This window comes from Oligosphaera ethanolica (genome assembly GCF_030814695.1).
GTDB lineage: Bacteria > Verrucomicrobiota > Lentisphaeria > Oligosphaerales > Oligosphaeraceae > Oligosphaera > Oligosphaera ethanolica.
In genome coordinates, this window is sequence record NZ_JAUSVL010000001.1 from 652,988 (window position 1) to 666,573 (window position 13,586).

The 13,586-nt window shown below is 61.9% G+C and carries 10 protein-coding genes; 4 read left to right on the plus strand and 6 right to left on the minus strand.

The window, feature by feature from the left end; all coding sequences use genetic code 11:
- Positions 1 to 320: 320 nt before the first annotated feature.
- From J3R75_RS02275 to prmC, 5 genes are all read right to left on the minus strand, one after another.
- Positions 321 to 2,345 carry an FAD-binding protein gene (locus tag J3R75_RS02275; RefSeq protein WP_307259694.1) on the minus strand — a complete coding sequence of 675 codons (2,025 nt, stop codon included), beginning with the start codon at positions 2,343 to 2,345 and terminating at the stop codon, positions 321 to 323.
- Between the two features lie 24 nt (positions 2,346 to 2,369).
- Positions 2,370 to 3,104 (minus strand): 2-C-methyl-D-erythritol 4-phosphate cytidylyltransferase, encoded by a 735-nt coding sequence (gene ispD / locus J3R75_RS02280; RefSeq protein WP_307259695.1) that lies wholly within the window; start codon positions 3,102 to 3,104, stop codon positions 2,370 to 2,372.
- Positions 3,101 to 4,177 (minus strand): hypothetical protein, encoded by a 1,077-nt coding sequence (locus tag J3R75_RS02285; RefSeq protein WP_307259696.1) that lies wholly within the window; start codon positions 4,175 to 4,177, stop codon positions 3,101 to 3,103. The genes ispD and J3R75_RS02285 overlap by 4 nt, the downstream gene beginning before the upstream one ends.
- A 4-nt stretch (positions 4,178 to 4,181) precedes the next feature.
- Positions 4,182 to 6,800 (minus strand): AMP-binding protein, encoded by a 2,619-nt coding sequence (locus tag J3R75_RS02290; RefSeq protein WP_307259697.1) that lies wholly within the window; start codon positions 6,798 to 6,800, stop codon positions 4,182 to 4,184.
- A gap of 150 nt (positions 6,801 to 6,950) precedes the next feature.
- Positions 6,951 to 7,808 (minus strand): peptide chain release factor N(5)-glutamine methyltransferase, encoded by an 858-nt coding sequence (gene prmC, locus J3R75_RS02295; RefSeq protein ID WP_307259698.1) that lies wholly within the window; start codon positions 7,806 to 7,808, stop codon positions 6,951 to 6,953.
- 205 nt (positions 7,809 to 8,013) lie between these two features.
- Here prmC and aroE point away from each other — a divergent pair, with 205 nt between their 5' ends.
- Entirely contained in the window at positions 8,014 to 8,862 is an 849-nt protein-coding gene (gene aroE, locus J3R75_RS02300) for a shikimate dehydrogenase (protein ID WP_307259699.1), read from the plus strand.
- Between the two features lie 425 nt (positions 8,863 to 9,287).
- On the opposite strand, the gene J3R75_RS02305 is transcribed toward aroE, so the two are convergent.
- Positions 9,288 to 9,470, minus strand: a complete 183-nt coding sequence (locus J3R75_RS02305; RefSeq protein ID WP_307259700.1) for a hypothetical protein — start codon at positions 9,468 to 9,470, stop codon at positions 9,288 to 9,290.
- Between the two features lie 731 nt (positions 9,471 to 10,201).
- Between J3R75_RS02305 and J3R75_RS02310 the strand changes: the two genes are divergently transcribed.
- The 3 genes from J3R75_RS02310 to proB all read left to right on the plus strand — a co-directional run bounded on the left by J3R75_RS02310 (position 10,202) and on the right by proB (position 13,446).
- Positions 10,202 to 11,338, plus strand: coding sequence for an IS110 family RNA-guided transposase (locus J3R75_RS02310; RefSeq protein WP_307259701.1), 1,137 nt, complete (start codon positions 10,202 to 10,204; stop codon positions 11,336 to 11,338).
- Between the two features lie 138 nt (positions 11,339 to 11,476).
- Positions 11,477 to 11,641, plus strand: coding sequence for a hypothetical protein (locus J3R75_RS02315; protein WP_307259702.1), 165 nt, complete (start codon positions 11,477 to 11,479; stop codon positions 11,639 to 11,641).
- A gap of 644 nt (positions 11,642 to 12,285) precedes the next feature.
- Entirely contained in the window at positions 12,286 to 13,446 is a 1,161-nt protein-coding gene (gene proB, locus J3R75_RS02320; protein ID WP_307259703.1) for a glutamate 5-kinase, read from the plus strand.
- Positions 13,447 to 13,586 lie beyond the last annotated feature (140 nt).

Below are 13,586 nucleotides of genomic sequence, written 5' to 3' on the forward strand. Positions count from 1 at the left end.
CCAACCGCCGCTTCCGCAAAACCAGCAGGCTGCCCCCTCTCGCGGACTACTTCTTCTCGCGGACGGATCCGTCCGCGAGAAAAGCCAGAAGATCGGACCAATCGGCCAAGTTCGGCCCGGAGGGCCGGACCATGCATAGCCCCGGGTGAGGCGCCCGGAGGGCGCCGCAACCCGGGGTAACCGGACACATCTTGGTCAGCGCCCGGAGGGCGCCACACTCCGCAATGCCTGGGCTACCACCAAAGCCCAGAAGCAACTCTGATTGCAGAAAGCGCACTGCCGCGCGGCACCGTCTTATCCGCCTGCTCCGTCTCCCCCGGTCAGCCTTTGAAGACCTCGCCGCGGTTCCACTGTGCCCAGGTGGTCTCGTACCAGCTGTCGTCATTGGGTAGCGGCCGGACCTTGTCAACGCGGACGGCGAAGTCGCAAAGCGTGCCCGGCTGCAGCTGCAGTTCGAGGATTTCCTGGCGTTTGCTGGCATTCTCCTCCCGGTGTCGGAGTTCGCGGCCGCGTTTGCTATCGACCGTCAGCGCGCCTTTTCCATCCAGGACCATATAGGCGCCGCGACTGCCGCCGCCTTGCTCGATGTAGCTCACGATGGCCTGCAAAAATGCCACGCTGGTCAAAGCCAGCCATTTGTTTTCCACGGCCTGCGGCAATTGCCGGGGACTCTGGCAGCTGAAGCCCTCACTGCAAATGCGTGCGTAGAGTGCGCGGGCGTCGACCAGCGCCTGTTTGGCGCCGGCCAGTGAGCGAATGAACGCGCCCTCGGCCGACATCCGCGTCTGGATTTCCCGGCGGACCGCGCCCGGGTCCAATGCTTCCGCGCCGGGCGACAGGTAGCGATGCAGTTCATGCCACTGAGCACTGATCTGCCCGGCACATTTGGCGACACATGCCACCGGTGCCATGGGCGTCTCGCGATAGACATTGGCGATACGCTGGGCGGCGCGGGTAGCGCCGACCTGGCCGCTATTAAGAGCACTGCCGCCAGGTCGCACGCCGTGCGTCCCGCAGAGCTCGCCGATCACAAACAAGTGCTTGAGGTTGCTCTCCCACCAGGTGCTGCCGCTGATGCCACCATTGCAATGCTGCGCACAGACCGCGACCTCCAAAGGCTTGCGCAAATCCACACCGTGCTCGGCATACAGATCAATACTCTGCTGATTCATGTGTTGCAACCGCTCATAGGGCGTCGCCTGCAGTGCTCCCGAGCGCTCGAGGTAGCGCCGCGCCTCGTCGGGCAAGTCCGCGATGGCAAAGGACGCCATGCCCTCGCCCGGCGTCGGGTTGCGCATGAAATCCATGAACACGCGGCGTCCGGCGCTGATTTCACGATGGACGGCGATGTCCACCAACGACGACCCGCCATGCTGCAGCCGCGCCGCGTGGAAGGGCCACTGGTAGCCCTTGAGAAAAATCGCCCCGGCCATCGCCGGCATATCCGCAAAGTAGTCGTGCAGGAAATACCGGCGCTCGCTGACGCCGTCCGCCGCCGTGCTGTAATAATCCGGTATCACCTGCTGATAGGTGCCTGAAAGATTCCAGCGGAAGCCCAGCGAGGCCAGCCCGAACTGCAGCTCGGTGAGGTTGTTGGCCGCCGCGCCGGCCGCCAGAGCCAAACCATGCGAGCCGATCTGGCCGTGTGGCCAGACGCTGATTTTATAGAGTTCGCCCGGCCCACCCGTGGCCATGACGACATTCTCGGCGTTTACCACCGTCAGACCGTAATTGGCGCGGTAGTGATCGGCCTTGTTCAGACATAGCGCGCCAACCACCCGCCGCGATTCGCCGTCGCCATCAGTGAGCAGCGCGATGGCCTCGTGCTGGTCCAGCACCGGCGTGCCGGCCTGCCGCACCTGCGCCAGCAGCTTTTCAAACATGAACTTAGAGGTCTTCGGGCCGGCCGAGGTCGCCCGCTGTCGCGGGTCGTGGTCGGTCTTGTAGCCTACGTAGGCGCCGTAGGCATTGTGCGGAAAGGGCACCCCGAGCTTGCATAGATCAAAAAAGGCCGGCGCCGAACCGAGAGCCTCGATGTAGGCCAAATCGCCGTGCATCATGCCGCCCTGGAACAGGCTGCGGGCAAAATCCATGGGACTGTCCGGCTCGCCGCCGAAAAGCCCGATCTTGTAGTAGGTCTGTTTGTCCGACCCCGAGTTATTGGAGGTGCCATTGCCCAGGCGATCCACCACAATAGCCACGTCACGCACGCCATAGGCGTGAAGCATGTCCGCGCATTTGAGGCCGGCCGCGCCGGCGCCGATAATCAGCGTGTGGACAGTCAGCACGTCGCATTGGATGGCCTGCCCACCAGCACCGGCAAAGGTCGTCGTGTCATATCGCATGGTTGCGCCCTTTCACTATTCAAGTCAAGTCACGTCGTTCGCCTCAGCGCGCCGCTGAGCGAGGATGAAATTGGCAAGCGGAAGGTCCGCCGCACGGGTGATTTTGAGGTTGTCCTGCTGGGATTCCACCAGCTGCACGGGATGCCCCGCCAACTGCACGGCCTGGGCGTCGTCAGTGACCTCCAAGCCATCGCGTGCGACCAGCTCGTATGCGGCGGCAAGCCAGTCGCGACGAAAAACCTGTGGCGTTTCCGCCGCCCATAACGCGCGACGATCGGGCGTGGCCGTGACCGCGCCCTCAGCCGTAGCGGCCTTGATGGTGTCCACCACGCGATGCGCCGCCACGCCTGAACCGCAGGCGCGCGCGCTGGCCACACAACGCGCCAGGAGCTCGGCCGTCGCCAGCGGCCGCGCCGCGTCCTGCACGGCGACAATCGTCGCCGCCGCCGGCAACGCCGCCAGACCAGCCTGCACGGACGCCTGCCGCGATGCGCCGCCTGGTACCAGCCGGACCCGTTCGCCCCAACCGGCAGCCGCCAGTGCCGCCGCGAAAAGCGGCTCGCTGACCGCCGGCACCACCAGCACGGCATGGCCAGCCGGCAACAGCGGCAAAAAGGCCCGCAGGCAGTGGCAGAACACCGGCAGGCCAGCGAGATCCATGAGGAGCTTATTGCCATGACCAAAACGACTGGACGAACCGCCCGCGGCTACAATAAGACCGCAGTCCGCGAGTAGTTCCGTTGCGCCAAACGCCGTCATCGCGCCGTTCCTTCCAGCGTAACTCCCCCCGGAACTGCCGGCGCCGCCAGCGTTGCCGGCAATTGGCAGAGCCGCTGTTGCCAGCGATCCCAGCGCCAGCCGCCTGGGCCAGCCAGCAGCACATTGGCCACGTGGCGCTTAACTGGGCGCAATGCGCGCCAATCGCCCCAGCCCCAGAGGCTACGCATGCCCTGGAGCGTGCCCAAGATGGTGTACGCGGATATGGGCGGCGGCGCAGGCTCGCCGGCAGCAGGCACGGCCACCGGCAAACGCGGCGTCGGCCCCCGCAGCTGCAGCAGCGGCGTCGGACCATCGCAGAGGGCATTGAGCTCGTACCACAGCATGGTGTCGCCAAAATACGGGATGGCCTCCTGCGCGGAAACGTGTTTGAAGAGGGCTACGGGCTGCGACAGGCCGTCCAGCACGCCGGAGAGTATCTCGTACTCCAGGCGGTTCAGGCCCGTGCGCACGCAGGGCAGCTGCTCCAACAGCCGCTGCGCCGCCACCGGGACGTAGGGAAAGAGCGGATTGTCGCGACGCGCCAGCGCCAACCACGGCTCGGGTGTCGGCGCGGTGAAGGCCCGCCAGGCGTCATCGACCGCCGCCAGATGCGCGGCTGTCAACGGCACGCGACAGGCCAGCAGCGGCGGCATCTCGGCGCTGGTCAATTCGCCAAAACCGAGGAGGCGCGGCCGCCCGGGCACCGATCCCAGGCAAAGCAGATAGGCGCGGGACAGCGCGCCACGCAGCGCCTGATTGTGCGCCAGCAGCGCGCAAAGCAGCAACTGGTCGTAGAGGCAGGCATCAAACCACAGAGTGATTTCAGACGCGGCAGCGACGGCCGCCGACAACTCCCGATCTTTCCGCCGCAGAAAATGCCCGGCTCTGTCAGCATTGCCGGCAAAGGGCGCCAGCGCCCCGGCGCGGGCGTCGTACCACGCGTCGCTGGCGTCGCCCGCCGGCAACGGCCCATTCATCAGCAGATCGTGCCAGGACATGTGTGTGCCGGCAATGACGCCCCGCGCCAAGTCGGCTGCGGCATCGCCGCTATGGATATGCAATGAAGTCGTCATCGTCTCAGCCACCATTCTCCGTCAATTTTTTCAAGGACTGATAATCGGTCTTGCCGCTGCCCAACACCGGTATGGCCGTGAGGCTGACGACCTGCCGGATGTTGTGGATGGGCGACAAGCCCGCCTCCCGCAAGGCAGTATTGGCCTGCTCGCGATCAATAGCCAGCACCGTGAAGAGCGTGACCAGCGGCTGTTCTTCCGTGCCCAAGGCCTCGACGGCCAGCGGCAGCGGCACGTCCTCGCTGCGGTATTTCTCCAGCAGCACCTCCTCGATGGCCGGCAGCGACACCATCTCGCCGCCGATCTTGACAAAACGCTTGAGGCGGCCCTTGAAAAAGATAAAGCCCTCCTCGTCCGCGCTGACGAGGTCGCCCGTGCGGTACCAAGTCTTACCCTCAAAGTCCACAAAGGGCGACGGCCCGTCGTAGTGCATGTAGCCAGCAAAAACGCTCGGGCCGCTCACATAGAGCATCCCCGTGCCGCCCGCTGGCACCGGCTTCATCTCCCGGTCCAGCACCCGCCATTCCAGGCAGGCAAGGATCTTGCCGATGGAACCGGCCTTCGCCGCGCCCGGGTGGTTCATCGCCACCACCGGCGAGCACTCCGTAATGCCATAGCCCTCCAAAAATGCCGCCGCTGGGCATTTCTCACGGAAGAGCGCAAAGGCCGCCTCGGGGCATTTTTCCGCCCCGGTGATGAGCAGCCGCACCGTCCGGGCCTGCTCGCTGTTCGCCCGGCGCAGGATGTTGGCGATAAAGGTCGGCGTGCCAACCATCATCGTCGCCCGGTAGGCCGCGATCAGCCGCGCCAGCATATCGCCCTCAGTCGGGTTGGTGTGATAGGCCACACGCAAACTCGCACAAGCCGGCATGACGAAGTTCATCAGCAGGCCGAAAGAGTGGAAAGGCGGTAGCATGCCCAGCACGCAGTCGTCGCGACGCAGCCCCAAGGGCGCCATCGCCGCCGTGAGGTTGGTCAGGATATTCGTATGCGTCAGCGGCACGGCTTTCGGACGACTCTCCGAACCGCTGGTAAACAGCACAGCCGCAATCTCCGGCACCGCCGCTCGCCGCAGACTCCGCCAGCAGAAATGGCTCGCCAGCACACAGCGCAGTTTGTGCGGCAGACGAATGCCCTTGGCGATGTCCTCCAAATAGCAGAATTGCTCTTTCACGCCGGTGAAATCCGTCCCGCGACCTTCCAAACGATCAATGACTTGCGACGATGTGACGATGGTTTTCACGCCGGCATTGTCCAGGCAGTAGCGCATATTGCGCAAACCGACAGTCCAGTTGACCAACACGGGTATCTTGCCGGCAAACAACGCGGCCAAGTAAACGACATTGGCCATCGCGCAGGCCGGCATCAAGATGCCGACGCGATCGCCGGGTATGGCCATGATGCTCGGGCGCAGGGCCATGATCGCCAGAACAATCTTGCGATTGGTGAAGACGCCCTTGCTCTGGTCGGCCAGCAGCACAAAGTTTGGCGCCTCCGCGGCATTGCGCAAAAACACGTCGGTGATGCGATTGCCACGCGGGCAGAGCAGCAAGCCAGCGTCCTCTTTGGCAAACCACTCCGGCGGAATGGGCCGCAAGGGCTCAATGCCGTCGCTCTCGCCAATGGCCGCCAGCAACAGACTGCCCACCGTGCGCAGGGTCTCGGGGTTGTTCACCTGGAAGCCGAATTCCTCCTGCAACCAGCCATGCAGCTCGGCAACCATCAGGCTGTCCAAACCGAGGTCGGTACCAAGAGTGTCGGTCTCCTTCAGTATCTTCTTGCTGGTCACTTCATGCAGACGCTCATAGACCTTGCGGCGGACTTCGTCAGGCACCGACCGGGTGTCAACCGCAACGTTGATCGCATCGGGCTCGGGCACCACCCGCGAACCACCACGCTCCCACCAGACGTAAGGAACGTAGGTGTTCGGCGGCGCATCCTCATTGTAAAATTTCTCCAGGTAGCGGTTCATCTCGTCTTTGTCGGCCTGCCGGGGAAAGTCGTCCGGCAGCTCGACAAACTCGATGCTGACGTCCCGCCGCGGGCCGAAAAAGATACCATTGAGCAAAATATGCTTGATGTGGCTGACTAGGACTTCACCAAAGGTATTCTGGTAGCCCTTGGCGCGCCCGAAGGAACTCCCCCAAAGCCCACGCGTACGCACCAGCACGACGCGCACCTCCGGGTACGCCTCCAGGATGCGCGCGACGCCACCGTTGCCACGCAGCTTCTCATAGCGACCGCGATAAATGCGCCCCGCCGGGTAAAGAAGCAGATTGTCACCGGCCTTCAGGGAGTCGACGCAGGCGTTGATCTGCTTGAGCACTTCATCGCGACCGCTCTTGCCCGATATGCCGATGTCCGGCAAAGGCAGCATATTGATGGTCTTTTCCAAATACTTCAGCACCCCGAAACGTAACTGCTTGATGTCCACCAGCGACCGCGGACGAAACTTCCAGAACAGCGCCAAGTTGACTATCACCGGGTCAATCAACGCGGGGTGATTGGGCAGAAACAGTACGCCTTTTCGACCTTTTTTAATGCACTCGTCCAGGCCACGCACCCGCACCCGGTAACGCAGTGGGATGACTAAAGCCACAAAAATCAACAGCAGATACAGCATGTTTTCGCTCTCCTCGTGCTTTGCATCGTCAAAACAAACGCATACGCTAAAAACAATCGCAACCGCGAAACAGACGGTTCGTCGCCATTACCCAGCCAAGCGCAGATCACGGCGCCGACGCCGGCAGCGCCAATACTTGGTCGCCGCTGCTCAATCTTCGGCACCGCCCGGCCAGCGCGCCACTGCAACGCGGTCCTTGCCCGCATAATCCTGGCGAATCGCCACGGCGGCATAGCCGCAAGCCGTTAAAATATCACCGACTTCACCGCCCTGCTCTTCACCGATCTCGCAAAGTAGCCAGCCACCAGACAGGAGTCGCCGGCGGGCCCCCTCGACGATGCGCCTGATCACAGCTAGGCCGCGCTCGGGCGCCACCAGTGCCAGCTGCGGCTCGTAGTCCTTTACCACCGCCTCGAGGTGCTCGTACTCAGCAGCCGTCACGTAGGGCGGATTGGCGGTGATCATGGCGAAACGCGCGGCCGCCGGCAGCGGCGCGAAGAGATCGCCCAACAAGAACTGCGCATTGGCCAGCGCCAGCCGTTCGCCATTGCGCCGCGCCCATACCAGCGCTTCCGGCGACAAATCCACGCCGGTCACCGCGACCCCCGGCAGTCTCGCCGCCAACGCCAGCGCAATGGCGCCGGACCCCGTGCAAAGATCGCAGATCGCGCCGGCACCGGGATAGAGCGCCAGTGCGAAATCCACCAGCTGCTCAGTCTCTGGCCGCGGTATCAGCACGCCCGGCCCCACCAGCAGATTGACGCAATGAAAATCCACATCGCCAAGGATGTACTGCAGGGGCTCGCCTGCCAAACGCCGCGCCAGCAGCGCATTGAAACGCGCCACGACCGCCGGCGCTAACGGCGTCCCACCGCTGCACGGCTGCGCCGTCAGCGGCTGCTCGCCCAGCACCTGCGCCAGCAGCCAGCCGGCTTCCTGCCGACCGTTGCTGATGCCGGCCGCCAGCAACGCCGCGGCGGCTTCCGCTAGTAAGGTCTCAGCACGCATGGCTACACTCATCGCCGCACTCCAACCGTTGCACCCGGCGGCGCCCAGACCGCGATGGCAGGAAACATGGCCATTCTCCACTATAGTACTTCACCTCAAAACCCCGACTGCCGACGGGCGGCAGCGGACACCGTCCGCGAAGCTGAAAAAGTAATGGCCCGCCTGACAAAAACAATCACCGCCGCTACTCATACGGTCCACAACCATGGAAAAATACGCCATCATCGGCTGGCCTGTCCGCCACTCGTTGTCACCGCAGATGCAGGAAGCCGGCTTCCGCGCCCTGGGGCGAAACGCGCGCTACGAACTCTGCGAAACGCCGCCCGAAGAACTCGGCCAACGCATGGAACAGCTCCGGCTTGACGGCTATCGCGGCTGGAATGTCACCGTGCCCCATAAGGAGCAGGTCTTCGCCATGCTCAATCATCGCGATGGCGACGCCGTCAGCGCCGGCAGCGTCAACACCATCGTCAACCGCGACGGCGTGCTCCACGGCTTTTCCACCGACGGCTACGGCCTGGCCGCCGCCATCCACGAATGTTTCGGCATCGCCACCGCCCAAACCCGGCAGCTCTTCCTCGGCACCGGCGGCGCCGCCCGCGCCGCAGCCGTTTACGCGGCCGTCCATGGCGCCGCCGAAATCATCCTGGTCAACCGCACCACCAGCCGCGCCGAAGCCCTGGCCGAGACCATCCGCCAAGCCGCACCAGCCTGCCCCGTGCGCTGCCTGCCATTGGCCGACGACAACGCCATCGCCGCCGTCCTGCCGTCCTGCGATGTCCTCATCCAATGCACCTCACTGGGCCTCCACGCCGGCGACCCGCTGCCCTTTGCGCCAGAACTCATCCCACCAGCCCTCGCCGTCATGGACATGGTCTACGGCTTTACACCCTTCCGCACCCAATGCGCCGCCCGCGGCTGCCACACCGCCGACGGCAGCGGCATGCTCCTCCACCAAGGCTGCCGCAGCCTCGAACTCTGGACCGGACAGGCCGCACCCGTTGACGCCATGCGCCAGGCACTCGCCCTCGCCCTCGCCAAGCGCCAGGCATGACCGCCACCGCCAAGCGCACCTGCATGTAATGCCGCCTATGAAACCCGTTGCCGCAAAGGTCGGCGGAAATCAAGGTCGAATGGCTGGGCGGCGACTGGCCGTGGGTTTCCTGCAAATTGTCCCCGGTGTTTTCCCCACCGGAGTGGTTACTTACCGATTACGTCTCGCGGCCGTGGAGTGGGCGTCTCGCCCACTCCGACAAGACGGCTCATAAAACCGTCCTCGTCTTCCACGCCGACCGTACCCGGCCCGTCTCCCCCGCCGCATGAATAGTTGCTGACCGATTACGTCTCGCGGCCGTGGAGTGGGCGTCTCGCCCACTCTGACAAGACGGCTCAATAAACCGTCCTCGTCATCCACGCCGACCGTACCCGGCCCGTCTCCCCCGCCGCACGAGCCGTGCGCACAGCGGCTGGAAGCCGCTGCTACTCTGGGCCCGCTATGACTCCGCTGCCGCGAAGGTCAGCGGTAATCAAGGTCGAATGGCTGGGCGGCGACTGGCCGTGGGTTTCCGGCAAATTGTCCCCGGTGTTTTCCCCAACGAGGTGGTTACTCCTATGAAACCGATGCTCTGCATTTAACGGTATCCATGGCACTTGTTGTTTCAACCAAGCAGCCTTTTCTCGTCGTGCATTTCCGCCGCGAAGCGGCAGAAGCGCTGAAAGCGCGGCCTAAGATAGCCCAGGGCAAGCGGCGCCGAAGGCGCGCGCCGCCCTGGGTAGCGCGCCATATTGGTCCGTGTTCCTCAGCCTCTTTGGCTTCAGTCGGCGAAGCTGACTGGAGCCAAAGAGGCAATGGAACTCATTAATTGCTGCGGCAATTTTGCGCTGTGACCCTTCGTCGCAGGTCTTTTAGGCCGCCCCTTGTATAGTGGCGTCATTGACACCTGTGTGTCGATAGCCACTGCGATTTTCCCCGTAATTCTCTTGGGAGAACCAAGTAACAAGGAGCGGCAAATGGCTACGTATAAGTATCAAAGAGGTTATCCACGAGGCGCCCTATGCATAGTCTCTATGCGTCCTGAAGGTTGTGGTACCTCTTTCTTTTTTCCGGTGTATGTTGTCTTCTCTTCTCTTCTCTTCTCTTCTCTTCTGTTCCGCCTTTGGAGTCGTGTTATCAGGCGCTTTTTTGTGTTTCGCACACAAAAAAGCACGGCCGTGCCTGCCTGTGGCCCATGAGTAACTATTCAGTTCCTCAGCCTGAAGATTAGGCGGCACGACCGTTACCGTGCAGTGCAATAATGGCCGTATTCACCATCTTTGGGGAAACTCCCCGCATAGACAAGGTTGGCCTTGCACGCACACTTCCAACACTATAGCAGCAAGCGGAGAAGTAAGCCATGCTTAGCGAACATATAATCTGGGTCGGTCTTGATGTCGGCAAAAAAGATACCGTCTGCGCCATAGACTGGCTTGACGATAACCAGGAATTGAACAGGAACAAGGGGTTGACCTCCCTGGCGGTCAAGCACATCACCAACACGCGTGAAGGCGTGAAAGATTTCTTCACCTGGTTGAAGGCGAATCGAAAGCATATTGAGGAACGGTTGCATCCGCAGCGCAAGGTTGTGTACCGGCTGGTGATGGAATCGACGGGATGTTATTCATACCGTCTGATCAAACAGTTAAAGGCGGCGAAGCCCGATAGTTATATTGCGCTCATCAATCCAGCCAAAGTGCCTGCCTTCAAGAAGTTCAACGATATCGAAAGCAAGACGGACAAGCTGGACGCCCAATGCCTGGCGAGGTTGGGTACCACGCAAAAGCCGGACGCCATGTATGAAATGCCGGCAGACTACGCGGGGCTCAAGCGTTTAACCAGAATGAATGCCAGTTTGACCAAAATAAGCACGATACTCAAGAATCAGCTGACGAACCTGGATGATCCGGGCGAACGTCAGATCTTTCAAAATCTTTTGAAGAGCGTGGAAGAACAACTGGACTGTCTCGTGGTGAAAATAAGGGAATACCTGCGGAGCCACGCCGCCCTGCAGGAACGCGTCACCAAGCTGGATTCGATTCCCGGGATAGGAATGATCATAGCGGCTACTCTCATCGCCGAATACGGGCCGGAAGACCGTTTCCAAAACATCCGGCAGGTCGTGAGCTTTGCCGGCATGAACCCGAAGAACAAGTGTTCCGGCACGTCTGTGAAATCCACCCGCTTGTCCAAGCAAGGAGCGCCGGTCATTAGGCAGATGCTCTACATGGCCACCCTCACCGCCCAGGCGAGAATACCCATCTTGGATGCATTGTCCAAGCGTTTGACGAATCTTACCCCCATGCAGAAGCGCTGCGCCGTCATGCGCAAGTTGCTGATGATCTGCTGGTCGGTGCTATGCGGCACGGAAAATTACATGGAGTATCAGCCTTCAAGCAAGAAGTTGGTTCCCTATGAAGCACCGGCAGCAACCAAACGTCGGATTAAGCGGGAAAGAAAAAAAAGGAGTTTTTCACCCGAAAATGACGCTGATTGAGTTGACAAAAGCATACCATCTTCAGGGCTCTCTTGGGATGGGGCACCTTACCCAGGGCGACGCGCCCTGCGGGCGCTTGCCCTGGGCTATCTTAGGGCGCACCTTCGGTGCTCAAAACCTCGGCGAATGATCTTGTGCATGGTTACCAATCAACTCATGGCCGGCGATTGCCGCATGCTATGTGAAGAGCATTGCTCCTATGAAATCCGCTGCCTGGTTAGCCACCTATGTGTAATGGCTGGGCGGCGGCGGGCCGTGGGTTTCCTGCAAATTGTCCCAGCGATGCGCCGGGGTGTACACTGACCGAGTACCTTTTCGCGTCGTCGGGCAGTCATTGATACGCCGTTATTGCCAGCGCCGCCCACCTACGCACAAGAGGGACATGACTAAGGTGGAATATCGCTAGCCGCCGCGATAAAGCGGGCATCCGAGCGGCGCGATCGGTTCACCAGAACTCACAACGATGAATACCCAAATCACACGAACAAGACAGCTCAAATCATACTGATCCACAATTTGCTGTTATTCGGCGTTTTTTTGCTTGTCAATGGGCGAGTTTTTGACTATTTTTTCTGCGGTTCTTGAAATCAGCCCCCCCACCGTAGGGGGCCCCCATCCCATAAGGTCGCGCGCACGAAGCGGGCTGCGCTTAAGCCGTGGTCCACACGGTATCAATGACTCCTATGAAACCCGTTGCCGCAAAGGTCGGCGGAAATCAAGGTCGAATGGCTGGGCGGCGACTGGCCGTGGGTTTCCTGCAAATTGTCCCCGGTGTTTTCCCCACCGGGGTGTACACTGACCGATTACCCCGGCGCCGTGTTTTTCGCAAGTCCAGTCATTGCATGTCTTTGAAAGCACCTTACATTTAAACGCTTCCGACCATTGCTTGTAGGCGCTTCCAACCATCCCCCCGGTATTTCACGACACCACCTCACCCCCATTCCGCCATGCATTATCAATTCGAAGACAACGGCACGCGCGCCAATCTGCTCCCGGGCATCCACCGGGTCGTCGTCAAAGTCGGTACCCGGCTGCTTATGGACGTCGACGGCCAAAGCGCCGCCGCACGCGTCAACCAGCTTGTTGCGGCCATTGCCGGCCTGCGCGACAAGGGCCTGGAAGTCGTCCTGGTGTCCTCCGGCGCCATCGGCGCCGGCATGGAACTGCTGGGCACCAAGCGCCGCCCGAAGAGCCTCGCCGCGCTGCAGGCGCACGCGGCCGTCGGCCAGTCCCTGCTGATGACCCTCTACGAAGAAGCCTGCAAGGCCCATGGTTTCCACTGCGGCCAGCTGCTGCTCACCGCCGCCGATCTCCACGACCAGGAACGGCACCGCTGCGTCGCCCAGTGCCTCAACGAACTCCTGGCCAGACAGGTCCTCCCCGTCATCAACGAAAATGACTCGGTCTGCGTGGACGAAATCAAGGTCGGTGACAACGATACCCTCGCCGCCCTCGTCGCCGGCATGTCCCGCGCTGACCTGACCATCCTGCTCACCACCATCAACGGTCTCTGTGAACGCCTGCCCGACAGCGGCAAGCTCGGCAGCCGCATCAGCGTCGTCACTGCCCTGGACTCCGAAGTCATCGCCATGGCTCAAGGCACCGATGGCAACCGCTTCTCCGTCGGCGGCATGGTCACCAAACTCCGCGCCGCCGCCATGGTCACCCGCAGCGGCGAACCACTGTGGATCGCCGACGGCTTCGACTTCGGCGTGCTCAGCAAACTCTTCGCCGGCGAAGACCTCGGCACTCTCTTCGTGCCCTCACGCAAAGTCCGCATGCACGCCAAACAGCGCTTCCTCGCCTTCTTCTCCGAACCGCGCGGCGCGCTCATCGTCGATGCCGGCGCCGAAGCCGCACTCTGCAAAAACGGCCGCAGCCTCCTCCCCGGCGGCGTCATCGGCCTGCGCGGCGTTTTCAAAGCCGGCGATACGGTGCGCATCATCACCACCCAAAATCAGGAACTCGGCCGCGGCGTGGTCAATTTCAGCAACGCCGAGCTGTCCCTGCTCTGCGGCGCCCGCACCGGCGAAATACCCCAATTGCTCGGTTACCAACCCGACATGGAAGAGGCCGTACACCGCGACAGCTTCGTTCTTACCTGCTGAAAACCACCCGCGACCAGCTCGCGGAGACAGTTTCCACAGTTGAATTGTCGTCTCCCGCGCATTACATTTATAGCTTGTTCTAAAGCCACAAACCGGGTGCACAAGCGGCAAAAGCCGACATGGCCCATCGGTGCATAGTG

Excerpts from the sequence above, each read along its gene's own strand:
- J3R75_RS02275 (WP_307259694.1), bottom strand. The coding sequence starts at position 2,345 with ATGCGATATGACACGACGACCTTTGCCGGTGCTGGTGGGCAGGCCATC.
- ispD (WP_307259695.1), bottom strand. The coding sequence starts at position 3,104 with ATGACGGCGTTTGGCGCAACGGAACTACTCGCGGACTGCGGTCTTATT.
- J3R75_RS02285 (WP_307259696.1), bottom strand. The coding sequence starts at position 4,177 with ATGACGACTTCATTGCATATCCATAGCGGCGATGCCGCAGCCGACTTG.
- J3R75_RS02290 (WP_307259697.1), bottom strand. The coding sequence starts at position 6,800 with ATGCTGTATCTGCTGTTGATTTTTGTGGCTTTAGTCATCCCACTGCGT.
- prmC (WP_307259698.1), bottom strand. The coding sequence starts at position 7,808 with ATGCGTGCTGAGACCTTACTAGCGGAAGCCGCCGCGGCGTTGCTGGCG.
- aroE (WP_307259699.1), top strand. The coding sequence starts at position 8,014 with ATGGAAAAATACGCCATCATCGGCTGGCCTGTCCGCCACTCGTTGTCA.
- J3R75_RS02310 (WP_307259701.1), top strand. The coding sequence starts at position 10,202 with ATGCTTAGCGAACATATAATCTGGGTCGGTCTTGATGTCGGCAAAAAA.
- J3R75_RS02315 (WP_307259702.1), top strand. The coding sequence starts at position 11,477 with ATGGTTACCAATCAACTCATGGCCGGCGATTGCCGCATGCTATGTGAA.
- proB (WP_307259703.1), top strand. The coding sequence starts at position 12,286 with ATGCATTATCAATTCGAAGACAACGGCACGCGCGCCAATCTGCTCCCG.